22 protein-coding genes are annotated in these 24174 nt (G+C 67.6%); 7 read left to right on the forward strand and 15 right to left on the reverse strand.

Going from position 1 to position 24174, the window contains the following annotated elements; all coding sequences use genetic code 11:
* From RD110_RS25805 to RD110_RS25815, 3 genes are read right to left on the reverse strand one after another with little or no spacing between them, the layout of a single operon-like run.
* Positions 1–1071 carry an MSMEG_0568 family radical SAM protein gene (locus tag RD110_RS25805; RefSeq protein WP_076203654.1) on the reverse strand — a complete coding sequence of 357 codons (1071 nt, stop codon included), beginning with the start codon at positions 1069–1071 and terminating at the stop codon, positions 1–3.
* Entirely contained in the window at positions 1034–2086 is a 1053-nt protein-coding gene (locus tag RD110_RS25810; protein WP_076203657.1) for a Nit6803 family nitrilase, read from the reverse strand. The genes RD110_RS25805 and RD110_RS25810 overlap by 38 nt, the downstream gene beginning before the upstream one ends.
* Positions 2086–2568, reverse strand: coding sequence for an MSMEG_0572/Sll0783 family nitrogen starvation response protein (locus tag RD110_RS25815; RefSeq protein WP_076203660.1), 483 nt, complete (start codon positions 2566–2568; stop codon positions 2086–2088). Before RD110_RS25815 ends, RD110_RS25810 begins: the two co-directional genes overlap by 1 nt.
* A gap of 399 nt (positions 2569–2967) precedes the next feature.
* Between RD110_RS25815 and RD110_RS25820 the strand changes: the two genes are divergently transcribed.
* Positions 2968–4359, forward strand: coding sequence for an aminotransferase-like domain-containing protein (locus tag RD110_RS25820; protein ID WP_076203662.1), 1392 nt, complete (start codon positions 2968–2970; stop codon positions 4357–4359).
* A 67-nt stretch (positions 4360–4426) separates the two neighbouring features.
* Here the strand turns inward: RD110_RS25820 and RD110_RS25825 are convergent, their stop codons facing one another.
* The 4 genes from RD110_RS25825 to RD110_RS25840 all read right to left on the reverse strand — a co-directional run bounded on the left by RD110_RS25825 (position 4427) and on the right by RD110_RS25840 (position 8891).
* Positions 4427–5239: an ABC transporter permease gene (locus tag RD110_RS25825; RefSeq protein ID WP_076203664.1), complete on the reverse strand. Its 813-nt coding sequence runs from the start codon at positions 5237–5239 to the stop codon at positions 4427–4429.
* Positions 5236–6180, reverse strand: coding sequence for an ATP-binding cassette domain-containing protein (locus RD110_RS25830; protein ID WP_076205713.1), 945 nt, complete (start codon positions 6178–6180; stop codon positions 5236–5238). The genes RD110_RS25825 and RD110_RS25830 overlap by 4 nt, the downstream gene beginning before the upstream one ends.
* 62 nt (positions 6181–6242) lie before the next feature.
* Entirely contained in the window at positions 6243–7967 is a 1725-nt protein-coding gene (locus RD110_RS25835) for a tannase/feruloyl esterase family alpha/beta hydrolase (RefSeq protein WP_394329428.1), read from the reverse strand.
* A 78-nt stretch (positions 7968–8045) separates the two neighbouring features.
* Positions 8046–8891 carry a DUF72 domain-containing protein gene (locus tag RD110_RS25840; protein ID WP_239467127.1) on the reverse strand — a complete coding sequence of 282 codons (846 nt, stop codon included), beginning with the start codon at positions 8889–8891 and terminating at the stop codon, positions 8046–8048.
* A 112-nt stretch (positions 8892–9003) separates the two neighbouring features.
* On the opposite strand from RD110_RS25840, the gene purT reads away from it, so the two are divergent.
* A complete protein-coding gene (gene purT, locus RD110_RS25845; protein WP_076203668.1) occupies positions 9004–10206 on the forward strand; it encodes a formate-dependent phosphoribosylglycinamide formyltransferase in 1203 nt (400 codons plus the stop codon).
* A 48-nt stretch (positions 10207–10254) separates the two neighbouring features.
* Positions 10255–11343, forward strand: coding sequence for a mechanosensitive ion channel family protein (locus tag RD110_RS25850; RefSeq protein ID WP_076203671.1), 1089 nt, complete (start codon positions 10255–10257; stop codon positions 11341–11343).
* On the opposite strand, the gene RD110_RS25855 is transcribed toward RD110_RS25850, so the two are convergent.
* Positions 11340–12095 carry a DeoR/GlpR family DNA-binding transcription regulator gene (locus tag RD110_RS25855; RefSeq protein ID WP_076203674.1) on the reverse strand — a complete coding sequence of 252 codons (756 nt, stop codon included), beginning with the start codon at positions 12093–12095 and terminating at the stop codon, positions 11340–11342. The genes RD110_RS25850 and RD110_RS25855 overlap by 4 nt on opposite strands.
* A gap of 111 nt (positions 12096–12206) precedes the next feature.
* Here RD110_RS25855 and nudK point away from each other — a divergent pair, with 111 nt between their 5' ends.
* On the forward strand, positions 12207–12809 hold the full coding sequence (nudK, locus tag RD110_RS25860) for a GDP-mannose pyrophosphatase NudK (RefSeq protein WP_076203676.1): 603 nt from the start codon (positions 12207–12209) through the stop codon (positions 12807–12809).
* Positions 12810–12835: 26 nt separating this feature from the next.
* Here the strand turns inward: nudK and RD110_RS25865 are convergent, their stop codons facing one another.
* Both RD110_RS25865 and RD110_RS25870 read right to left on the reverse strand, forming a co-directional pair.
* Entirely contained in the window at positions 12836–14002 is a 1167-nt protein-coding gene (locus RD110_RS25865; protein WP_076205718.1) for a GGDEF domain-containing protein, read from the reverse strand.
* Positions 14003–14039: 37 nt separating this feature from the next.
* On the reverse strand, positions 14040–15539 hold the full coding sequence (locus RD110_RS25870; protein ID WP_076203679.1) for an AMP nucleosidase: 1500 nt from the start codon (positions 15537–15539) through the stop codon (positions 14040–14042).
* Between the two features lie 196 nt (positions 15540–15735).
* On the opposite strand from RD110_RS25870, the gene RD110_RS25875 reads away from it, so the two are divergent.
* The gene (locus RD110_RS25875; RefSeq protein WP_157900331.1) at positions 15736–15972 is read left to right on the forward strand and encodes a hypothetical protein; all 237 of its coding nucleotides are present in this window, start codon (positions 15736–15738) and stop codon (positions 15970–15972) included.
* Positions 15973–16017: 45 nt separating this feature from the next.
* On the opposite strand, the gene gorA is transcribed toward RD110_RS25875, so the two are convergent.
* The gene (gene gorA / locus RD110_RS25880) at positions 16018–17397 is read right to left on the reverse strand and encodes a glutathione-disulfide reductase (protein WP_076203684.1); all 1380 of its coding nucleotides are present in this window, start codon (positions 17395–17397) and stop codon (positions 16018–16020) included.
* A 149-nt stretch (positions 17398–17546) separates the two neighbouring features.
* Between gorA and RD110_RS25885 the strand changes: the two genes are divergently transcribed.
* Positions 17547–18002, forward strand: a complete 456-nt coding sequence (locus RD110_RS25885) for an FKBP-type peptidyl-prolyl cis-trans isomerase (protein ID WP_394329429.1) — start codon at positions 17547–17549, stop codon at positions 18000–18002.
* On the opposite strand, the gene RD110_RS25890 is transcribed toward RD110_RS25885, so the two are convergent.
* Positions 18003–19157 carry a M14 family metallopeptidase gene (locus RD110_RS25890; RefSeq protein ID WP_076203687.1) on the reverse strand — a complete coding sequence of 385 codons (1155 nt, stop codon included), beginning with the start codon at positions 19155–19157 and terminating at the stop codon, positions 18003–18005.
* On the reverse strand, positions 19154–21289 hold the full coding sequence (locus tag RD110_RS25895; RefSeq protein ID WP_076203690.1) for a putative bifunctional diguanylate cyclase/phosphodiesterase: 2136 nt from the start codon (positions 21287–21289) through the stop codon (positions 19154–19156). The genes RD110_RS25890 and RD110_RS25895 overlap by 4 nt, the downstream gene beginning before the upstream one ends.
* A gap of 226 nt (positions 21290–21515) precedes the next feature.
* Between RD110_RS25895 and RD110_RS25900 the strand changes: the two genes are divergently transcribed.
* Entirely contained in the window at positions 21516–22037 is a 522-nt protein-coding gene (locus RD110_RS25900) for a hypothetical protein (protein ID WP_076203692.1), read from the forward strand.
* Between the two features lies 1 nt (position 22038).
* Here the strand turns inward: RD110_RS25900 and RD110_RS25905 are convergent, their stop codons facing one another.
* Together RD110_RS25905 and RD110_RS25910 are read right to left on the reverse strand one after the other, a co-directional pair.
* On the reverse strand, positions 22039–23430 hold the full coding sequence (locus RD110_RS25905; RefSeq protein WP_076203695.1) for a heavy metal sensor histidine kinase: 1392 nt from the start codon (positions 23428–23430) through the stop codon (positions 22039–22041).
* A complete protein-coding gene (locus RD110_RS25910; protein WP_076203697.1) occupies positions 23427–24152 on the reverse strand; it encodes a heavy metal response regulator transcription factor in 726 nt (241 codons plus the stop codon). The genes RD110_RS25905 and RD110_RS25910 overlap by 4 nt, the downstream gene beginning before the upstream one ends.
* Positions 24153–24174 lie beyond the last annotated feature (22 nt).

The following is a 24174-nucleotide window of genomic DNA, read 5'->3' on the forward strand; positions in this document are numbered from 1 at the left end:
TCAGTTTTCGTAGACAGACAGGGTGGAACAGGCACCGCACTTGCCGCAGCCGGCCTTGATGTCGGTAGAGCGCAGCCCGGCCGCGGCCACCATCACGCTCAGCGGCTCGAGCAGTTCGCGCATGAACGTGGCCGATGGCGCCGGATGGTCTTCGAGCGGCGTGCCACTGATCGGCACGAAGGGCACGACGAACGGGTACACGCCGAGCGCCAGCACGCGTTCGCACATGGCGAGGATGGCCTCGCGCGTGTCGCCCAGGCCGGCCAGGATGTAGGTGCTGACCTGGCCGCGGCCGAAGACGCGCACCGAGGCTTCGAAGGCTTCCATGTAGCGGCTGATCGGCACCGTGGCCTTGCCCGGCATGATCTGCGCACGCACGGTCGGCGTCACGGCTTCCAGATGCATGCCCAGCGTGTCGATGCCGGCGGCCTTCATGCGCTCGAACCAGCGGTCGTCGTCGGGCGGTTCACACTGGCCCTGGATCGGCAGGTCCACCGCGGCCTTGATGGCGAACGCGCTTTCGCAAAGTATTTGCGCGCCTCGGTCGGTGGCGTTGGGCGTGCCGGTGGTGAGCACCATGTGTTTCACGCCGTCGAGCAGCACGGCGGCGCGCGCCACTTCTGCGAGTTGCTCGGGCGTCTTGCGGGCCACGGTGCGGCCGGCCGCGAGCGACTGGCCGATGGCGCAGAACTGGCAGGTCTTCTTGCGGCTCTCGTAGCGGATGCAGGTCTGCAGCACGGTGGTAGCCAGCACGTCGCTGCCGTGCAGGGTGGCGATGTGCGAGTACGGCACGCCGTCGAAGGTCTGCATGCCGTAGAAGCGCGGCTGCCTGGGAAAGCTGATGCTGGCGATCGGGATGCTGCCGCGCATCACCGTGCTGCGGCCCGAGGCGTCGGGCGCCTGCGCCACGAAGGGCGAACTCCAGGCGCCGGAGGTGTGCACCGGCACCATGATGGTGTGGCCGTCCACCGTCACGGCCTTGTGGTCGGAAGGCCCGGCGCCACCGCGACGGCTTGACGCCCCCGCCGTGGTGTCAGCCAGCCGCAACCCGGAGGACTGCAACTCGGTCATCAACTGGCGGCTGGAGAGTGTTTCGGTCGTGGTCATCTTGGGTCCTTGGGGTGGAGGCTTGAATGGCAGGGGCGAACATCGGCCGGGTGGTGGTGGCGGGCGCGTCGTTCAGGGCCAGGCTCAGCAGCTCGGGCCGCGCGTAGTGGCCCACCGAATCCATCATGCGTTTGCGCTTGGTGATGAGGCGCATGTCCAGGTCGGCCACCACCAGGCCTTCGCCTTCGGTGAGCGGCGGCGCGAGGTGTTTGCCCTCTGGCGAAATGATGGCCGTGTGGCAGCCGCCACGCAGTGCCTTCTGCAGGCCCACATCCGGCGTGACGGCAGCGATCTGCGCATCGGTGAGCCAGCCCGTGGCATTGATGACGAAACAGCCGGATTCGAGTGCGTGGTGGCGGATCGTGACTTCCATCTGCTCGGCGAAGATCGGCCCGACCAGCGAACCCGGGAACTGCGCGCAGTGGATCTCCTCATGCTGCGCCATCAGGCTGTAGCGCGCCAACGGGTTGTAGTGTTCCCAGCAGGCGAGCGCGCCGACGCGGCCCACCGCCGTGTCCACCACCTTCAGGCCCGCGCCGTCGCCCTGGCCCCAGACCATGCGTTCGTGGTAGGTGGGCGTGATCTTGCGCCGCTTGAGCAGCAGGCTGCCGTCGGCATCGAAGACCAGCTGGGTGTTGTAAAGGCTGCCGTGGTCGCGCTCGTTCACGCCGAGCACCACCACCACGCCGCGTTCGCGCGCCTTCGCGCTCACCGCCTCCGTGACCGGGCCGGGCACCACCACCGCGCGTTCGATCAACCGCATGTGCGGCTCGCCCTGCAGCACCGGCGGCAGCACGAACGAGAAGTACGGGTAGTAGGGCACAAAGGTCTCGGGGAACACGGCGATCTGCGCGCCGCGCGCCGCGGCTTCGTCGATCGCCGCGCAGACCTTGATCAGCGTGCCTTCGGGGTTGTCGAAGTCCGGGCTGATCTGGACCGCTGCGGCGCGCACGGTGTTGGTGGTGCGGGCGGCGTTCATTACAACGTCCAGGTGTCCAGGATGAAGCCGTTGGCCTTGCGGTGCAGCAGCACGATGTCCAGTACATCCTGCGGCGCGATCGGGCGGATGCCGGGGATCAGCGAGCCTTCGCCGTGGCCATACAGCGCCTGCAGTGCGAAGCGGCACGCGTAGACCTTGCCGCCCTCGGCCATGAACTTGGTGATCTGGTTGTTGAAGTTCTGGTGGCCGGGAAAGGCTTCGTCGCCGAGCGTCGGGAAACCGCGCTGCACGCCGAGCGTGACGCCTGGGCCGTACAGCAGGATCGAGGTCTCGAAACCCTTTCGCTGCAGACGCGTGGCCTGCAGCAGGTTGACGAAACCGATCGAGCCCTCGAAGGCCACGGTGTGGAAGGTGACCAGCGCCTTCTCGCCGGGCTCGGCCTGCACGTCCTCGAAAACCTTTTCTTCGTAATCGACGAGGTAGTCGCCCTTGGCGTTGGCGGGCTTGGTGACTTTGGGCATGGGGTACTCCAATGGGGTTGAACGGATGGCCTGCGGTGCGGTCGGTCAAGGCTTGATCGGCTGCACCCGCTGTGTTTCGCACGCAACGTGCCACAGGGAACGGCCTGCCATGCGATCAAGACCCGATCAAGCAATGCGGTGCTGCGATCCGGGCGTTCAAAAAAATTTCGAAGCTTCGCCAAGGCGAGGCCAGGTGGCCGGCCGGGACCACCTCTGCACCGCAATGAAGCACTGCACGTGCGATCAATGCACCCGATAAACCGCAGGCCACGCACCATCGGCATGCCGACCCGCCCGACGCGGCCGTCCGTGGCGGGCACGCTTCGTGCACGTCATCCAAGGCCTCGATGCAATCATCCGATGCGATCAATCCATGCGATCAGGAGAACGGTTTCCCACATGACACCCCTCACGCGCCAATGGGCCAAGCGCCTCGCCGCCAGCACCAAGCCGGCCTATCTGCTGCTGCCCGACCTGATCGCGGAAGACCTGCGCGTGGGCCGCCTTTCACCGCGCGACCGCATGCCCACGCTGCGCGACCTCGCGGCCGACCTGCAGCTCAACTACACCACCGTGGCGCGCGCCTATGCCGAGGCGCGCAAGCGCGGGCTGATCGACTCGCACACCGGCATGGGCACCTACGTGCGCGGCAGCAGCCCGGCCATCCAGCTGCGCGGCGGCAGCGGCGCCGAAATGACCATGAACATGCCGCCCGAGCCCGAAGACATCAACCTGCTGGCGGGCCTGCGCGACAGCGCCGCGCGCCTGATGGCCGACGCCAGCCTCTACGACCTGATGCGCTACCAGGACTTCGGTGGCGCCCCCCAGGACCGCGAGGCCGCCCTCCGCTGGCTGCGCCCGCACCTGCCAGACTGCCGCATGGACCAGGTGCTGGTCTGCCCCGGCATCCACAGCGTGCTGACGGCCTTGTTCTCGCTGCTCGCGCGGCCGGGTGAACTGATCTGCGTGGAGTCGCTCACCTACCCGGGGCTGAAAGCGATCGCCGCGCAACTCGGCGTGCAACTGCACGCCCTGCTGCTCGACGACGAAGGACCGGACGCCGAAGCTTTCGAACACGCCTGCCGCACCCTGCAGCCCAAGGCGCTGTACTGCAACCCGACGCTGCTGAACCCGACCACCGCCACCGTGTCGCGCGCGCGCCGCGAAGCGCTGGCCGACGTGGCGCTGCGCTACAGCGTGCCCATCATCGAGGACGACGCCTACGGCATGTTGTCGCGCCAGGCGCCGCCGCCGCTGGCCACGCTCGCGCCCGAGCTCACCTACTACGTCACGGGACTTTCGAAATGCATCGGCGCCGGCCTGCGCACGGCCTATGTGCACGCCCCGGGCGCGCGCCAGGCCCAGCGCCTGGCCGGCGCGCTACGCGCCACCACCGTGATGTCCTCCCCCGTGACCAATGCGCTGGCCACCTGCTGGACCTTGAACGGCATGGCCGACGCCATGGTGCAGGCGGTCCGGCAGGAATCGCTGGCGCGGCAGACGCTCGCGGCCAGACACCTCGGCCACCACGCACCCGCGCCCCAGCCCGAGGGCTTTCACCTGTGGCTGCCGCTGGATTCGGACTGGAGCGTGGTCGAGTTCGCGGGCTACCTGCGCACGCAAGGCGTGGGGGTGGTGGCGAGCGCGGCATTCTCGACGGACGGCGCGCCGCCGGACGCGGTGCGCATCTGCCTGGGCGGGCCGATGTCGCGCGACGAATGCGATGCGGCGCTGCGGTTGGTGCGCGATACGCTGGACCATCCGCAGCATCCGCATGCGACGGTGCGGTGAAGGGCATCACATCTGACGGCCCTTCGACGGGCTCAGGGCGAACGGGGATTTGATCCAGGGCGCAGCATCAGCTCCGAAACCGCTTCCGCGTCAACGCCAATGCCACCCAGAACGCCACCACCGTCGTCACCACCAGCACCACCCCATGCCGCCAAGGATGCGCCGGCCACTGGTCCATGAACAAGGGCCGCACCAGCTCCACGGCGTTGGTCAGCGGCAGCCAGTCCGAGATGGCGCGCACCACCGGCGGCAGCTGTTCGCGCGGGAAGAACACGCCGGAGAGGAACATCATCGGCGTGAGCACCAGGGTGAAGTAGTAGGTGAAGAAGTCGTAGCCCTTGGCCAGCGCGTTGAAGATCAGCGCGATGCTGGAGAACATGATGCCCACGCCGAGCAGCACCGGCCAGGCCACGAGCAGTTTCCAGCTGTGGCTGATGCCCAGGGCCAGCATCACGCACAGGATGGCGCTCACGGTGAACAGCGCCTTGAACGCGGCCCAGAGCATCTCGGCCAGCACCACGTTGTCCAGGCTCACCGGCGCGTTCATGATGCCGTCCCAGGTCTTCTGCACGTGCATGCGCGAGAAGGCGGAGTACAGGGCTTCGAACGAGGCGGCGTTCATCGCGCTCATGCAGATCGAGCCGCTGGCGAGGAACAGGATGTAGGGCACCTTGGTGCCTGCGTCGCCACCCACGCTGACTTGGCCCACCAGCGCGCCCATGCCGTAGCCGAAGGCCACCAGCCACATCAAGGGCTCGGCGATATTGCCGACCAGGCTCGGGATGGCGAGCTTGCGCCAGACCAGCAGGTTGCGCATGAAGACGGGCCACCAGCGTCCCGACAACGAAGGTCTTCTCCATACCGATGCGGCCTTGGTCATGCGTCTTCCCGGATCTGCCGGCCCGTGAGTTTGAGGAACAGGTCTTCCAGGTTGGCCGGCCGGTGCAGCGTGCGCAGGTGGCCGAGCGTGGCGGCACCGGTGAGTGCGGCCAGGACTTCTCGCGCCGAACGGGTGTAGAAGAACACGGTTTCGCCACTCACCTCGACACGTGCCGCGAGTGTGCGCAGCGCCTCGTGTTCCGCGTCGTTGGCCAGCGCCAGCGCGCCCTGGCCGTAGACCTCGACGACCTCGGGCTCGAGGTGTTCTTCGATGAGTTCGCGCGGTTTGCCCTCGGCGATCTTCTTGCCGTGGTCCAACACCAGCAGGCGCGAGCACAGGCGCTCGGCCTCGTCCATGAAATGCGTGGTGAGCAGGATGGCCTTGCCCTGCTGCAAAAGGCGCTGCAGCCGCTCCCACATCAGGTGGCGCGCCTGTGGGTCGAGGCCGGTGGTGGGTTCGTCGAGCAGCAGCAGTTGCGGATCGTTGACCAGCGCGCGCGCCAGGCTCAGGCGTCGGCGCATGCCGCCCGAGAGTTCGCCGGGCTTGGCGTTGTGCTTGCTGGACAGGGCAGCGAATTCGAGCAGTTGCGGAATGCGCGCACGCACATCGGCGTCGCGCAGGCCGAAGTAGCTGCCGAACACACGCAGGTTCTCGGTGCAGGTGAAGTCGGGATCGAGCGTGTCGAATTGCGTGACCACGCCGAGCCGGGCCTTGATGGCCAGTTCGTCCTGCGGCATGGCCAGGCCGAAGGCCTGCACTTCGCCGCGGTCGGGCACGGTCTGGCCCAGGCACATGCGGATGGTGGTGGTTTTGCCCGCGCCGTTGGGGCCGATCACGCCCAGGCATTCGCCGGGAGCGATGGCGAAGGAGAGATCGTCCACCACGGTGTTATCGCCGTAGCGCTTGAACAGGTGCCGGGCTTCGAAGAGTGGGGCTTGCATGGGGTCATTGTGCTGGCCCGGCGCCAGCCCCGCGCCTGGCGGGGCCATGTCGATCGCCGTGCTCAAGGCGCGGCGCAGGCGAAGCTGGCGGCCTGGTTCACGTCGCCACTCCCGCTGTAACGCGGCCAGGCCGGGTAGTCGCACAGCGGCCGGGTGCGGCCGGGCACGCCGATGCTGTCGGCCACCACCGGCGCCTGCGGCGGCTGGCCGCGCTCGACCCAGGCCTCGAGTGCGCCCAGCGAATCCCAGGCGGCGTTGAACACCGTGCTCGCGGCATGGCCGTAGCCGGGGATCTCGTAATACCGCGCGAATTCGCGCACCCGGGCTGCGCCCATGGTGGCCTGCAGGCGCTCGTAATACTGCGCGGTGGCGCGCGTGCTGACCAGCACGTCGGCCGCGCCATGGGCCATCAGCAGCTTGCCGCCGCGCGCCTGGAACGCCGAGAGGTCGGTGCGGTTGATGTCCTGCAAGCCGGTGAGCGTGCTGATGCGCGCCTGCCACGGGCCGGGGTTCTGCGGGTCCAGGCTCAGGCTGTCGTAGCCCGGCGTGCGGGTCACGAAATACTTCACCCATTGGTCCCAGAACACGCTGCCGTAAGGTGCCGTGTTGGCGCCGGTGGGCATGGGCTGGGCCGGTTGCGCCGTGCCCAGGGCGAGGAAGGTCACGCGCGCCTGCAGCGGCTGGCTGCCGGCCATGCCGAGGTCCGAGCCCCAGGTGTTGAAGCCGGGGTATTGGGTTTCGCCGCTGGCCAGCGGATAGCCGAAGGCGATCGGCGTGTTGAAGACGTTCAGCGCGGCGATCTGCGCGTCCGACAGGCAGGTGTCGCCCGACTCGGCGCCGCCGGGGCAGCGCAGCGGCTGGCCACGCACCGTGGCCGTGGCGGGATCGAAGCGCGCGTTGCAGGCGCGCGGGTTGCTGATCAGGCCGTCCGCCACGCCATCGAGCCCGTCGCAGGCCTGCATGGCCGCGTCATACAGCTGCCGGCGCTTGGCCTGGTTCGGATAGGCACCGGGCGCGGCGAAGGCCCGCGTGATGCGGCCGAACTGAAGGCCCAGGCTGGCGGCGTTCCAGGCCGGGTAGAGCGCGACCACGCCATCCCAGTCGTCGGGCCATTTCTGCGCCACGGCCAGGGCCTCGCGCCCGCCGGTGGAGCCGCCGACGAAGTACATGCGTTCCGGCTTCTTCACGCCATAGTGCCGGGTGATGAGGGCCATGGCCACTTCGTGCACCTTCTTCAACGCGTCGCCCGAGAAGTTACGCACGGCTTCGTCGTTCATGCCGAAGGCGCCGTCCTGGCTCGCGAGCGCGTTGGCCTGGTGGCCCGAGTCGCTGGAGAAGGTGGCGTAACCGCGCGCCAGCGGCACGGGCACGTTGTCCGGACCGGCGGGGATGTTGCCGTTGGTCGGCGGCACCGTGCCGTTGAAGCCGCCGCCACCGAACATCAGGCCCTTGCGGTTCCAGTCCACCGGCAGGTTCAGCACCAGATTGATGCGCGGCGCCTGCGGGTCGGCGGCCAGGATGTCGGCGCTGAGCTTGCAATAGGCGCCCGTGGCGGCCATGCCGCTGCCGGCGGGTGCCACGACTTCGGCCGTCACGACCGCGGCCCCCTGGGTCGGCAGGCCGATGGCGGAGGCCGGTACGGTCGCGCCTTTCAGGTCGGCGCAGGCCACCGGTTTGGGAGCGCTGGCGCAGCCGGCCAGCAGCGCGGTGGCGGCCAGGGCGATGCACGCGGCCCAGGCCGTGCCGTGGCGGGTGGGCTGCGGGGAAACTGGGAATTCGATGGGCAAGATGGTCTCCTCTTTGTTTTTTGCGTGGGTCAGTTTCCGGGCCGTGCGCCGCATGGTCAAGCTGGAATACCTGTGCACCTAGATCGCCTCCGGCACGAAGCCGAGCTTCTTCAGCACCGCCTGGGCAGCCGCCGGCGCGCGCTCCTTGGCGCCGTTGATGAAGAACATGAAAACGTCGCGCGGAGCGGCCTTGGCGAATTTCGCCGGCGGCTTGGCTTCGATCAGCGGCAGACCCTCGGGCGTGGCGCCTGCGGCCCAGGTCTGCGCATGCGCCGCCCACTGTGCAAGCTCCTTCGGCGGGTAGCCGGCTTGAAGGTCTTCCCGGCTGCGCATCAGCCGGGCGTAGATGAAGTCGGCGCTGGGGTCGGCAAAGGACGGGAATTTCTCGGAATCGGTGAACACGCTGGCACAGCCGTATTGGCGCGCCAGCGCCAGGTATTCGGGCACCATGAAACTCTCGTGGCGCACGTCCATCACGTGGCGCAGCGGCAGGCCGTCGATCTTGTCCGGCAACAGCTGCAGGAAAGCCTCGAAGTCCTCGGCATCGAATACCTTGGTCGGCATGAACTGCCAGACGATGGGGCCGAGCTTCGGCCCGAGCTCAGCAATGCCGCTGTGGATGAAGCGATGCACCGACTCGCCCGCCTCGGCCAGCACACGCCGGTTCGTCGCGTAACGCGTGGCCTTGAGCGAGAACACGAAATCGTCCGGCGTCTCGTCGCGCCACTTGGCGAAGCTTTCCGGCTTCTGCGTGCTGTAGTAGGTGCCGTTGATCTCGATGGCGCTGAGCTGGCGGCTCGCATAGACCAGCTCCTTGCTCTGCACCAGGCCCTTGGGGTAGAAGTTGTCGCGCCACGGCGCGAAGGTCCAGCCGCCCACGCCGACCCGAATGCCCGCCGCCCGTTTTTTGGAAGCCGCCGCCATGCCCATCTCCTCGAAGTCACCAGGGCACACTTTAACCAGCGGCATGGCCCGCCGCAGCAAGTCGCGGCAATGGATTACAGTGCCCGGTCTTCCTTTTTTTCGGCAAATCGTCATGACCACCCTCGGCACCCCCCTCTCCCCCCATGCAACCAAAGTCATGCTGCTCGGCTCCGGCGAGCTGGGCAAGGAGGTGCTGATCGCGCTGCAGCGCCTGGGCGTGGAGACCATCGCCGTCGACCGCTACGACAACGCGCCCGGCCAGCAGGTGGCGCACCACGCGCGCACCATCACCATGAGCGACCCGGCCCAGCTCAAGGCGCTGATCGAAGCCGAGCGGCCGATGCTGGTCGTGCCCGAGATCGAAGCCATCGCCACGCCGATGCTCGAAGAACTTGAGGCCGCCGGCACGGTGCGCGTCATCCCCACGGCCCGCGCCGCGCGCCTGACCATGGACCGCGAAGGTATCCGCCGCCTGGCCGCCGAAACCCTGGGCCTGCCGACCAGCCCCTACGTGTTCTGCGATTCGCTGGCCGAGCTGCAGGCCGCCATCGACAGCACCACCGGTTACCCCTGTGTGGTCAAGCCGGTGATGAGTTCTTCGGGCAAGGGCCAGAGCAAGATCGACGGCCCGGCCGACGTGCAGAAGGCCTGGGACTACGCCATGGCCGGCGGCCGCGTGAGCCACGGGCGCGTCATCGTCGAAGGCTTCATCGACTTCGACTACGAGATCACCCAGCTCACCGTGCGTGCCTTGGGCGCCAACGGCGAGATCGAAACCCATTTCTGCGAGCCGATCGGCCACATCCAGGTCAGCGGCGACTACGTGGAAAGCTGGCAGCCGCACCCGATGCACCCGGCCGCGCTCGAGAAATGCCGCCAGATCTGCAAGGCCGTGACCGACAACCTCGGCGGCCAGGGCTTGTTCGGCGTGGAGCTGTTCGTGAAGGGCGAAAACGTGTGGTTCAGCGAAGTCAGCCCGCGCCCGCACGACACCGGCATGGTGACCATGGCCACGCAATGGCAGAACGAATTCGAACTGCACGCCCGCGCCATCCTCGGCCTGCCGGTCAACACCGCGCTCAAGAGCCCCGGCGCAAGCGCCGTGATCTATGGCGGCGCGGACGCCAAGGGCCTGGTCTTCGACGGTGTGGACGAGGCGCTGCGGGTGCCCAACACCGACATCCGCCTGTTCGGCAAACCCGAGAGCTTCGTCAAGCGCCGCATGGGCGTGGCGCTGGCCTTCGATGCGGACGTGGAAGTGGCGCGCAAGAACGCCAAGCTCGCGGCATCGAAGGTGAAGCCGCGCCTGGCTTAAGGCCGGATCGCCTGTGCGGGCGTTGGCCATCCCGTTAGGATGGCTCACATGCACAATTTCGACTGGGTGAACTGGGCCGACGAATCGGCCTCCCGCATCTTGATCGCGGCCGCGGTGGCGGTATTGCTGTCACTGGTGCTGCACCGCGCGGGCACGATCGTGCTGCGGCGCTTGACGCGGTCTTCGCCGGTGGCCTCGGCCGTGGTCGAGCAGTGCCGCTCGCCCGCGCAGTTCCTGCTGCCGCTGGTGGCGCTGCAGGCGGTGTGGCAGGCGGCGCCGGACACGTTTCCGATGATCGGCGGCATCCGCCACACCAGCGGCCTGTTGCTGCTGGCGGCGCTGACCTGGCTCGGCGTGCGCGCGGTGCGCGGCGCGGCCCGGGGTGTGATGAGCCGTTATCCGGTCACGGTGGAAGACAACCTCAACGCACGCCGCATCCAGACGCAGACGCAGTTGCTGGCGCGCACGGCGATGTTCATCGTGCTGCTGGCCGGCCTGGCGCTGATGCTGATGACCTTTCCCGGCGCGCGCCAGTTCGGCGCAAGCCTGCTGGCCTCGGCCGGTGTGGTGGGCCTGGTGGCCGGCATCGCCGCACGGCCGGTGTTCAGCAACCTGATCGCGGGTCTGCAGATCGCGCTGGCGCAGCCGATCCGGCTGGACGACGTGCTCATCGTGCAGGGCGAATGGGGCCGCGTGGAGGAGATCACCGGCACCTATGTGGTGCTGGCGATCTGGGACCAGCGCCGGCTCATCATTCCGCTGCAGTGGTTCATCGAAAACCCGTTCCAGAACTGGACGCGCAAGAGCGCCGAGATCATCGGCACGGTGTTCATGTGGGTCGACTACCGCATGCCGCTGGCGCCGCTGCGCGAGGCCGCGCTGGCCGCGTGCCAGGCGTCGCGGCACTGGGATGGCCGGCTGTGCCTGCTGCAGGTGGTGGAGGCCGGTGAACGCGCGATGCAGCTGCGCTGGCTCGTCACTTCGGCCAGTTCCGGCCAGAGCTGGGACCTGCGCTGCGAAGTGCGCGAGGCGATGGTGGACTTCGTGCAGCGCGAATACCCGCAGTACCTGCCGCAGCTGCGGGCCGAGGTCTCCGGGAATCCTGGCGACATCCGGCCGCCGCCGGCCCCGGTCTAAGCCCGCACGATCACCAACCCCTGCGCCGCGAACGCCGCCGTGGCTTTTTCGGCCGTGCCGTTTTCTACGATCAGGCCGGTGGCTTCGTTGCAGGCGGCGATGACATAGGGCGATGCGGCATTGAGCTTTTCGGCCGAGGCCAGCACCCAGGTCTCGGCCGCGTGGGCCATCATCGCGCGTTTGACCAGCGCTTCTTCCATGTCGCCGGTGCTCAGGCCCACGCTGGCGCTGATGCCCGAGGCCCCCATGAAGAACAGATCGGCATGGACACGGCCGATGGCCTCGACCGCGGCCGCGCCCACCGCCACCACCGAATGTTTGTAGAAGCGGCCGCCGACCAGCAGCACCTCGACCAGCGGGTGGTCGACCAGCGCCAGCGCAATCGTCGGGCTGTGGGTGACCACGGTGGCGCGCAGGGCGTGCGGCAGGTGGAGCGCCAGCTGCTGGCAACTCGTGCCGCCGTCGATGAACACCACCTGGCCCTCCTGCACCATGGCCGACGCGGCGCGTGCGATGGCCTGTTTGCCGCTGATCTCCAGCCCGCTGCGCGCCGCGAAATTGGCCGCGGCAGGAGACGCCGGCAGCGCGCCACCGTGCACGCGCTGCAGCAGGCCGGCGGCAGCCAGCGCACGCAGATCGCGGCGGATGGTGTCTTCCGACAGCCCGAGGCTTTCGCTGAGGCTGGCGGCCACGATGCGGCCGTCCTGGCGCAGCTTGTCGAGGATCAGTTGTTTGCGTTGCTGGGTGAGCATGCCGGCATCTTAAATCGTGCACACGGATCTGCACGTTATTTCTTGATATTGCACGAATTTGCATGATTTGATTAAAATCGGGCATTCCGCAGACTTCCAGGAGCCTCAAACATGCAAACCGCTGAAATTTCGGATTCGGAAGACATCCGCATCGTCGATGTGCAGGTGCTGTCCGACGACTGGTACGTGCTGAAGAAGAACACCTTCGACCTGCGCCGCCGCGACGGCCGGTGGCAACGCCAGAGCCGGGAGACCTACGACCGCGGCAATGGCGCGACCATCCTGCTCTACGACCGCGCGCGGCGCACCGTGGTGCTGACGCGGCAGTTCCGCTTCCCCGCCTATGTGACGGGCACGCCCGGCGGGCGACTCATCGAGACCTGCGCCGGCCTGCTCGACCAGGACGACCCGGTCACCTGCATCCGCCGCGAGGTGGAGGAGGAAACCGGCTTCCGCATCCGCGACGTGCGCAAGGTGTTCGAGGCCTACATGAGCCCGGGCTCGGTGACGGAGCGCCTGTTCTTCTTCGTCGGGGAATATGCGGCGGCGGACCGGGTGTCGGCCGGCGGCGGCGAGGCCCACGAAGGCGAGGACATCGAGGTGCTGGAACTGCCGCTCGACCAGGCGCTGGCGATGGTGGCCAGCGGCGAGATCTGCGATGGCAAGACCATCATGCTGCTGCAATACGCGAAGCTCAACGGCCTCGTCGAATAAGGCGCGTCAGGTTCTCGCGCGCCGTCTCAGATGACGGTCGCGCCCAGGCCGCCTTCGGACATCACCATCCGACCGCGGCCGCTGTTCTTCGCCTGGTAGAGCGCCAGGTCCGCACGCGCGAGCAGGCCGGCCAGCGTGGCATCGCCGTCTTTCAGCACGGCCACGCCAGCGCTGAAATCCATGGTGAAGCCCAATTCCTTGTGCGCCACTTCGCGCAGCCGGCCGCGCAGGCGCTGGTCGAAGCCGGTGCTGGCCGACTTGTGGGTGTTGGACAGGACGATGCAGAACTCCTCGCCGCCCAGGCGCCCCACCAGGTCGCCGGTGCGGCGGGTCTCGCGCAGCAGCCGGGCGAACAGCTTCAGCGCCTGGTCGCCCACCTCGTGGCCGTGGGTATCGTTGATGCGCTTGAAGTGGTCCAGGTCGAGCATGATCATCGTCAGCGGCTGCTGGTAACGCTGGGCGTTGGCGAACATGGCTTCGGCGCGATCGGTCCAGCCGCGGCGGTTGAACAGGCCGGTGAGGCCATCGGTCATGGCCATGGTGCGCAGCTTGCCTTCGGCTTCTTCACGCCAGGCCACCAGAATGGCGACCGTCACCAGTACCAGACTCAGGTTGGCGCCGGCGGCCATGGCCAGGTTCACGGCCTGCGGCGTCTGGAAAGACAGATAACTCTCGGAAAAGAACGTGCCCATCACGCCGCGCGCAACCACCAGCCCGGCCATCACCAGCATGCAGCCGAACAGCAGCCACCGCCACGGCCGCGTGCTCTGGCGCAGTGGCATCAGCGTGCCGCGCGCCACGATGAGCATGGCCAGGGCCACGCAGGCATTGCCCCAGCCGGAGCGGAAAACACCATTGAAACTGCCGCCGATCAAATAACCCAGTGGCGCCAGCACCACCAGCGCGCGCAACCAGCGTTCACCAGGACGATGGCCGAGCCAGCCACCGAGCGCGCGCAGCATGAGCCACTGGCTGATGCAGGTGAAGCCCACCGCCAAGGTCATCATCACCAACTCATACCCGTGGCCTGCGGCGATCACCGCCCACCAGGCGATCGACTGCGCCAGCAGACTCAGCTGCGCGCAACGCGCGGCAACACTGATGCGCGGGCCCATGATCACCGGCAGCGCCGCCGACACCATGAGCAGGTTGACCGCCGTCATCACCAGCAGGGTGAGAATGTCGAGCTGCATCGTAGGGCCCATCCCGTTGGATTGTTGTTCTGCGCGCTTACTGGAAAGCCACTTCGGCGAAGCTGCGCAGCTTGCGGCTGTGCAATTGGTCCACCCCCTGCGCGCGCAGCAGTTCGATGGCGCGGATACCGATGCGCAGATGCTGGTCTACGCGTTCGCGGTAGAAATGGTTGGCCATGCCGGGCAGCTTGATCTCGCCATGCAAAGGTTTGTCGCTCACGCAAAGCAACGTGCCGTAGGGCACGCGGAAGCGGAAGCCGTTGGCGGCGATGGTGGCACTTTCCATGTCCAGGGCCACCGCCCGGCTCTGGCTGAATCGGCGCTGCGGCTGGTTGTTGGGCAGCAGTTCCCAGTTGCGGTTGTCGGTGCTGGCCACCGTGCCGGTGCGCATGATGTTCTTCAGCGCCGTGCCCTTCATCTGGGTGACGTCGGCCACCGCCGCCTCCAGCGCCACCTGGATCTCGGCCAGCGCCGGGATCGGCACCCACAGCGGGAGCTCCTCGTCGAGCACGTGGTCCTCGCGCACGTAGCCGTGGGCCAGCACGTAGTCGCCGAGTTGCTGGCTGTTGCGCAGGCCGGCGCAGTGGCCGAGCATGATCCAGGCGTGCGGGCGCAGCACGGCGATGTGGTCGGTGATGTTCTTGGCATTGGCCGGGCCGACGCCGATGTTGACCATGGTGATGCCGCGGTTGTCGGCGCGCACCAGGTGGTAGGCCGGCATCTGCGGCAGGCGCGGCGGCGGCACGCCCAGCGCGTCCAGCGCCTCGGCCGCGAGCCCGGTGCGGCGCGTCACCACGTTGCCCGGCTCGATGAAGGCCACGTATTCGCTGTGCGGATCGGCCATGGCCTCATGCCCCATGCGCACGAATTCGTCGATGTAGAACTGGTAGTTGGTGAACAGCACGAAGTTCTGGAACCATTCGGGCGCGGTGCCGGTGTAGTGGCGCAGCCGGTGCAGGGAATAGTCCACGCGCGGCGCGGTGAACAGCGACAGCGGCTGCGGCTCGCCCGCCTTCGGCTCGTAGGTGCCATTGGCGATGCCGTCGTCCATGGAGGCGAGATCGGGCAGGTCGAACACGTCGCGCATCAGCATGCGGCGTTCGGCGCTCATGCTGCCTTCCACGTGGTCGTGCTCGGCGAACGAGAAGTGCACAGGGATCGGCTGCGTGCTGGTGCCGACCTCGAGTTCGACCTGGTGGTTCTGCAGCAACAGGCGGAATTGCTCGAGGTAGTAGTCGCCGTACAGGTCCGGCCGCGTGAGCGTGGTTTCGAAACGGCCCGGGCCGGCCACGAAGCCGTAGCTCAGGTGCGCACTTTCCAGCGGCGCACTGGACGCGCGGGCAACCGTTTCGGTATGCACGCGGACGAAGGGGTAACAGGCGCGCACATGACCCGGCAAAGTGTCGCCAGCGACGAAGCGCTGCATGGCGTGACGCAAATGGTCGATCTGCTGCTGATAGATGTGCTGTACCTGCGCCAGCGCGGCGGCGGGATCCGTGAATCGACTGGGGGCAATGAAGGCGGGAAGGTAAGGCATGCGCCTATTGTGCAACGCCGCAAGAAACGTGAACGGTGAATATGGCCCCGATGGCGGCGCGTTCCTACAACACCAGCCGCGCCGCGCCCACAGCGCGACGCGCAGGCCCAGGGGATCATCGACGCGAGCCGAGAAGCGCCGGGCACGGGCCCGGTGCCCGGCTCGCCAGATGGACAACAACACACAAGGAAGCCGCATGCGCAACCCAGCCGCCCTCAATCCCTTCGCGCTGATGCTCGCTCCCCGGCAGGTCAAACAGGCGATGCGCCGCTCCGAATCGCTGCGCCAGTTGCAGCAGCGCGCCTACCACCTGATGGACAAGGCGCGCCCCAATCCCGACGCCGAGCTCGCGGCCTACGACGCCGCGCTCGATGCGGCATCGCCCTGGCATGTGCCGGTGCCGCAGCCCGCCCAGGAAATGGAACTGCGATAGGGTGATCCCGCGCCCGGGCGGGTGCTGGCCGCCCCGGTGTCCGGCCTACTCTCCGTCGGGCACCGGCTCCCGCATGGTCACGAATTCCTCGGCCATCGTCGGATGGATGCCGATGGTGGTGTCGAACACTGCCTTGGTCGCCCCGGCCCGCATGGCCACGGCAAAGCCCTGCACCACCTCGCCGGCGTCCGCCCCGACCATGTGCAGGCCCACCACACGGTCCGAAGCGGTGTCGACGACGAGTTTCATCAGCGTGCGCTCCTGGCTACCACTGAGCGTGTGTTTGAGGGCCCTGAATTCGCTGCGGAACACGGTGATGTCGCCGAATTTGGCTCTTGCCGCCGCCTCGGTGTACCCCACGGTGCCGATGTTCGGATGGGTGAAGACAGCGGTGGGAACGAAGTCGTAATCCATTTCGCGGGCCTTCTTGCCCGCCTTGGCCCCGAACAGGTGGTCGACCAGGGCCATGGCCTCGCCGAGCGCCACTGGCGTGAGTTGCAGCTTCGTCGACACGTCCCCCAGGGCGAACACCGACGGCAGCGACGTCTGGTAGTGCGCATCGACCACGATCGCGCCTTTCTCCGTGGTCTTGATACCCGCCGCCTGCAGGCCCAGCCCGCTGGTGTTGGGCGTGCGCCCGACCGCGTAGAGCACGGTGTCGGCCTGCACCACGCCGCCCTGTGACAACGTCACGTCCAGGCCGTGGCGGATCTTGGCGATGTTGGCCACGCTGGCATTGAGCCGTACGTCCACGCCGGCCTTGCGCATCTCGAGCTCGAGAAAACGGCTCACGTCCTGGTCGAAACCCGTGAGCAGCCGGCCGCCACGCTGCACCAGCGTGACCTCGGCACCCAGCCCATTGAAGATCGAGGCGAATTCGCAGGCAATGTAGCCGCCGCCGACCACCAGCAGCCGTTTCGGAAACGGTTTCAGGTCGAACATCTGGTCCGAGGTCACGATATGTTCGTGACCACCCACCGCCGGCACGTTCGGTGTGCCACCGGTGGCGATCAGGACGTGGCGCGCGGTGTAGCGCCTGTTTTCCACCTTCACGGTGTGGCCATCCACCAGCGACGCCCAGCCGGTGACGATCTCCACGCCCGACCCCACCAGCAATTGCTGGTAGATCGCGTTGAGCCGGCCGATTTCCACCGCGCGATTGGCCTTGAGCACGTCCCAGTCGAACGTGGGATGGCCGACCTTCCAGCCGAAACCGGCCGCTTCCTCGAAATACTCGGCGTAATGCGCGGCGAAGCTGTAGAGTTTTTTCGGAATGCAGCCAACGTTCACGCAGGTGCCGCCGAGCGCGGCCACCTCGGCCAGGGCCACGCGCGCGCCGCGCTGCGCCGCCATGCGCGCGGCACGCACGCCGCCGCTGCCGCCGCCCACGACGAAGAGATCGAAATCGAATTTTGTGCTGCTCATGTCGGTCTGCTCATCCAGTCAAAACCGCAAGCATGCCTGCATCCGACGAGCCCCGCCAGCGTGGGTGCTTGTTTCTACGGCGTTACAGGCGAAAGACAAGCCGCAGACCATAATCCGGCGTCCTCCCCACCTTGAGAAAGAAGACCCCCTTGAAATCACCCATTCGCAGCCTGGCCCACCTGGCCATCGTGTTGGCCGTCGTCTCCGCTGCCGGCGGCGCCGTGGCACAGGCCACCAGCGCGGCTGAAGCGGCCAAGGAACCCGGCGCCGTGGTCACGCCCAGCGGCCTGATCTACCGCTCGCTCGGCGAAGGTGCCGGCGCCGCGCCGACCTCGACCGACGTGGTCAAGGTGCATTACCGCGGTACCTTCCTCGACGGCCGTGAATTCGACAGCTCGTACAAACGCGGCGAACCGATCGAGTTTCCGCTGAACGGCGTGATCAAGTGCTGGACCGAAGGCGTGCAGAAGATGAAGGCCGGCGGCAAGGCCCGGCTCACCTGCCCGCCCGCCATCGCCTATGGCGAGCGCGGCGCTGGCGGCGTGATCCCCCCGAACGCCACGCTCCAGTTCGAAGTCGAACTCATCAGCGTCAAAGGCAAATAGCTACCGCAGCTGGCCCGAGACATGCAGCACGGGCTGCAACACGCTCGCCCCGAGCTTCTTCGAGCGTTCCCCGCTCCAGCCGGTGCCGGGATCGGGCAGGTTGGCGTTGTCCTTGAACGGCATCTCGATGGTGAAGGCCAGGCAGCCGAACCGCTGGCCGACCCAATTGGTGGCCAACGCGGTGTTGCCGGTGCTGGGGCGCGCCAGCGGGTAGCCGTGCGCCACCTGGAAGTCCGGGCTCGCCGCCAGCCAGGCTGCCTTGAAATCGTCCTGCAGCGCCTGGACGCGCGGGGAAAACCCTTCGATGCCGTCGGTGCCGACAACGAAGTTGTACGGCAGGCCTTCGTCGCCGTGCGCGTCGAGGAACAGGTCCACGCCCGTCTGCAGCATGCTCTGGCGCACCAGCAGCACTTCAGGTGAGCGTTCCGCGGCGGGCTCCAGCCATTCGCGGTTCAGGTTGGCGCCCGCGCCGTTGGTGCGCAGGTTGCCGCGCACCGCGCCATCGGGGTTCATGTTCGGCACCACGTGGAACTCGCAGGTCTGCAGCAGGCGGCGGCTCACGGGGTCGTCCGCGTCCAGCAGCCGCTCGAGGAAGCCTTCGACGAACCACTCCGCCATGGTTTCGCCCGGATGCTGGCGTGCGATCAGCCAGACTTGCTTCAACGCGGCATCGGCCGGCAGCGCGGGCTCGCGGACGTGCAGCAGCGTCATGTCGCGGCCGTCGAGCGTGGTGCCCAGGTGTTGCAGCGTGACCAGCTCGGACGACGCGGCCGAGCCGATCAGGTCGAGGTGGCGCTCGTGGGAATACGGCTCGAAATACGCAAACCAGACGGTGTTGGTCTGCGGCGTGATCTCGGCCGAAAGCTCGGCGCCGTCGTAGGCCGTGTCGATGCGAAACCAGTGCTGGCGGTCATGGCTCGCGGCGATGCGGTAGCCCTCCCAGCCCTTGGGATAGGCGCACTGACCGGCATTGACGAAGCGCAGCCGCAGCGGCACGCCGGCCGCGCCGTGCAACGCGAAATGGAACCACTGCGCGAATTCGCTGGCGTTGTCGGGTCGGATGCGCAGCTGGATGTCGCGCGGGTCGGCCAGGCTCACGACGTCGATGGCGCCGGCGTCGAACCGGCTGGTGATGGCAAGCGTTGGAAGGGTCATGGGGATGGGCTGTTGGATGAGGGCTGGACCGCATTGTCGGACCGTTGCGCCATCCATGCCTGCAGCGCAGCCGTGTCCATCGGCCGCGCGATCAGGTAGCCCTGGTATTCGTCGCAACCCAGGCTCTGCAGCAGCGCGCGCTGCTCCGGCGTCTCCACCCCTTCGGCCACCGTCAACAGCTTCAGGCTGTGCGCCATCTGGACGATGGCCGTGGTGATGGCCACATCATCGCCGTCGCCTGGAATGTCGCACACGAAGGAGCGGTCGATCTTGAGTTTGTCGATGGGATAACGCTTCAAATAGGCGAGCGACGAATAGCCGGTGCCGAAATCGTCGATGGCCAGCCCCACGCCCAGTGCCTTCAGCTTCGAGAGCGTCCCCAGCGCGAAACCGCCCGGATCCATCAGCACCGACTCGGTGAGTTCGATCTCGAGGTACTGCGGCGCCAGGCCGGCGGCCGCCAGGATCTCGGTGATGTCCTGCACCAGGCTGGGCTGGCGGAATTCGATGGCCGACAGGTTCACCGCGACCGGCACCATCGGCCAGCCCGCGCCGAACCAGGCCTTGAGCTGGCGGCAGGCCTCGCACAGCACCCAGCGGCCGATGCCGGCGATCAGGCCGCGGGCCTCGGCGAACGGCACGAAGGCGTCGGGCCCGATCAGGCCGCGCTGCGGGTGTTGCCAGCGCACCAACGCCTCCAGGCCCACCAGCCGGCCGTCGGCCAGGGACAGCTGGGGTTGGTAATGCAGCACGAACTGCTCGCCCGCGATGGCCTCGCGCAACTGGCTTTCCATGTGCAGGGCATCGAAGGCGCGCTGCGACATGTCGGGTGTGAAGAACTGGTAGTGTCCGCGGCCGCTGTCCTTGGCGTGGTACATCGCGGCGTCGGCGTGGCGGATCAGGTCGTCGGCGTTGTCGCCGTCGTCGGGGAACAGGCCGATGCCGATCGACGGCGAGACCGACAGCAGGTGCCCTTCGATCTCCACCGCCTCGTTGACGATGGCCAGCAGCTTGTCGGCGACGCCGGCCGCGTCCTCGCGCGAACCGATGTCGGCCAGCACCACCAGGAATTCGTCGCCGCCCAGGCGCGAGACCATGTCGGCCTCGCGCACCGCAGCGCTGAGCCGGCGCGCCATCTCGCGCAGCAACAGATCGCCGGCATGGTGGCCGAGGGAGTCGTTCACCGTCTTGAAATTGTCCAGATCGATGAACAGCACCGCCGCGAGCCCATCACGCCGTCGGGCCAGCGCGAGCACCTGGGCCAGGCGCTCCTTGAGGTAGATGCGGTTGGGCAGCTGCGTGAGCGGGTCGTGCAACGCCAAGAATTCGATGCGCCGTTGCGCTTCCTTGCGGGTGGTGATGTCGCGCACCACCACGATGCGGTGGACCTCGCCCCTGAGCGACATCGATTTGCCGATCATCTCCACCGGGATTTCGTGGCCGTCCTTGTGGATCAACGCCGTCTCGTAGGGGTCTTCGCGGGCCGCGGCGAGGTAGTCGATCGACACCTGGCGCCAGGAATCGGGCACGAAATCCATGGCATGGCGGCCCAGCAGGTCGGCCAGCGCATAGCCCGTCATCGCCAGCAGTGCGGGATTGACGTCGGTGATGATGCCCTTGAGGTGGAACACGATGCCCTCGTTGGTCACCTCGGCGAACTTGCGGAGACGCTCCTCACTGTCGCGCAGCGCGCCCTCGGCCTCGACATGGTGGCTGACGTCGTTGATCAGCACGAAGATGCCGATCTGCCGGCGCGGAGCAGCCTCATCGGAAGAGAAATGGGGGATCAGGTTGACCTCGATCACGCGCAAGGCACCGCTCGGCAGGCGCTGTTCACGGGTGTAATGCACCGGCTCGCCACTGCGCGCGCGGCGGATGTGCGGCTCGATCACATCCCAGGCCGCATCGCCGACCGCCTGGCGCAGCGTCTGCCCGAGGATCGCGTCCGGCGTCCAGCCATAGTCCTCGGCGTAGCGGCGGTTGGCGAACGCACAGCGCAGCGAAGGCAGGTCGTAATAGGCCATCAGCGCCGGTACAGCGTCGGCGATGAGCCTCAGCATGGCGTCGCGCGAGCCGTTGGGGGGCGCGGCCTGATCCGGCGCCAGCCTCGGCACTTCGCCCCACTCAGCCATGCAGCATTCCTCGTATTGTCGGCGTGTGATGAAACAACCCTTCATCGATGCGAAGATTGTGCCGCAGCGGCTCGATTCGAACGCTAGGTGATCACCCGCCCACCATTTATTTGTACAAAATACGCGCCAATTGAGATGACGCAACCGCCGACCAGCCGCACGGACAGGGGCCGGGCCGGTGGCGTTGCGGTATGGTGTGCCGGTCGCACACCCACCAGGAGACGCCATGCCACCCGCGCTCGAACGTCTGAACTACTTTGCTGGGCAGATCTTGTCTGTTGCCGACCTGCAGGCCGAGCAGGACTATTTCCTCCGCAAGCTCAGGCGGCACAACCGCCACCAGCACGGCTGGGGCGTCGTAAGCGGCCTGGCGGTACACATCGACAGTGGCGCCGAGGTGGTGGTGGCGCCGGGCTTCGCGGTCGATTGCGCGGGCAACGAAATCGAGCTGGACACGCCTTGGCGCCTGCCGATCCCGTCCGTTGGGGATCTGCAGTTCGTGGTGCTGCGTTACGAGGAGACGCTGGCGGCGCCGGCGCCCGCCGGTCTCGATGGCGTGAACGGCGACACCGCGTTCGGCCGCATCCGCGAGGGCCTGCAGATCGAGATCGTGACGACCGATCCGGGCGCCGGCCACAGCGGCCGGGGCACCGGCACGCCAGGCTGCGGCCAGCCGCACGGGCTGTGCATCGCACGGCTCAAGCGCAGCCCGCGCGGTTGGAAGCTGGCGCTGAAAGGCCGGCGCTGACTCAGTTCGGCAGCGCTACCGCCTTGGCCACGCTGAACCCGAAGGTATTGACACCAGCTGCGCTCAGCGCCGCCACCTGGCCGCCGTGCATGCCGGCCACGGCCTTCACGATGGCCAGGCCCAGGCCGTGGCCGTGGTGCTGGCCCGGACCGGTGCGCGCGGCGTCCACCCGGTAGAAGCGGTCGAACAGGTGCTGCAGGTGGGAGCGGGCGATCGGTTCGCCGGGATTGGCGACCGTGATCCAGATCGCGCCGGCCTCCTCGCGCAGCCGCACCACCAGTTGCGCACCGGGCGGCGAATGGTCGATGGCGTTCTGCAGCAGGTTGGACATGGCGCGGCGGAACAGCGCCGTCTCCAGCCGCGCCTCGAGCGCCAGGTCGCCTTCGATGCGCACCTGCGAGCCGCTTTCGTCGAGCACGAATTCGAAGAACTCGATGGTCTTGCGCACTTCGGCCGCCACGGGCGTCTCCACCAGGGCGGTGGCCACCTCGCCGCGGTCGGCGCGCGCGAGGAACAACATGTCGTTGACGATGGAGCGCAGCCGCTCCAGGTCTTCGAGGTTGGAGGCCAGCACGTCCTCCAACTCGGGCGCCGCGCGCTGGCGCGACAGGGCCACCTGGGTGCCGCCGATGAGATTGGCCAACGGGGTGCGCAGCTCGTGGGCCACGTCGGCATTGAAGGCCTCGAGTTGCGCATACGCTTCCTCGAGCCGCGCCAGCGCCCCGTTGAAGGCCTCGGTCAGCGCCGTGAGCTCCACCGGCAGCGCCGCCACTTCCAGCCGCTGCGACAGGGTCTTGGGCCGCAGCGCGAGCGCTTCCGCCGACAGCCGCTCCAGTGGCTTGAGACCGACGCGCGTGATCCAGTAGCCGGCCCAGGCCACGGCCAGCACCGCGGCCAGGCTCAAGGCCAGCAGCGCGGTGAGGAAGGCCTCGCGCGTATGGCGGTAGGGCGTGGAATCGCCGCCGATGATGAGTCGCACGCCGGGCCGTTCGTCGAGCGGCTCGATGTAGACCGATTGGGTGCGCATGGCGTCCGCCTGTCCGGGCAAGGTAATGGCACCGCGGCCGTCCGCGTCCTGCGTCATGCGCTGCACGTCGGCCAGGCCCGTGCCATAACCGAAGCGCGGATCGTCGCTGAGCACCCAGAAGCGCAGGTTGCCGTCCTGCGGCGCCAGCGTGTCCATGCGCGCCTGCACGCGGGCCCAGCGGTCGGCCCGGCCGACGTGCTGGATCGAATACGCCATGCTCTTGAGGGCGATGCGCAACTCGTTGTCCTGGTGGCGCGTGAGTTCGCGGTCCAGCACGGTATAGAGCGCAGCGCCGATCAGCGCGAAGGTGAGCAGCGCCGCCGCCGCGAACATCAGCACCAGCCGCGCCGTGATGGAGCGCTTCAAGGCAGCGTGCCCCCATCTTGGTCTCGCAGTTCCATCACGTAGCCCATGCCGCGGATGGTGTGCAGCAGCTTGGGCGAGGTGGCTGCGAAGGGCACGTCGATCTTGTCGCGCAGCCGCTTGATCGCCACCTCGACCACGTTGGTGTTGCTGTCGAAGTTCATGTCCCACACCAGCTCGGCGATGGCCGTCTTGGACAGGATCTCTCCCTTGCGCCGCGCCAGCACCGCCAGCAGTGCGAATTCCTTGGCCGTGAGGTCGATGCGCACACCGCCACCGCCACTGCCACCACTACCGCCACGGAAAGCCTTGCGCCTGAGCAGGTCGATCTGCAGATCGGCGATGGCCAGCTGCATCGGCTCCTGGCTGCGGCCGCGCCGGTTCAGCGCCTGCAGCCGGGCCAGCAACTCGAGGAAGGAAAAGGGTTTGACGAGGTAGTCGTCCGCGCCTTCGTGCAGGCCCTTGACGCGGTCTTCCACGCCGTCGCGCGCGGTGAGCATGATGACCGGCGTCTGCTTCAGCGTGCGCAGCGAGCGCAGCACCGAGAAGCCGTCCAGCCCCGGCAGCATCACGTCGAGCACGATCACGTCGTAGTCGTGCTGCATCGCCAGGTGCTGGCCGTCCAGGCCGTTGTGCGCGATGTCGACGGCGCAGCCCTGCTCGGTCAAACCCTTGTACAGGTAGTCGGCCGTCTTGACTTCGTCTTCGACAATCAGGATCTTCATCTCACTCCATGGCTAGCAATGC

The organism is Rhodoferax koreense (assembly GCF_001955695.1).
Lineage (GTDB): Bacteria > Pseudomonadota > Gammaproteobacteria > Burkholderiales > Burkholderiaceae_C > Rhodoferax_B > Rhodoferax_B koreensis.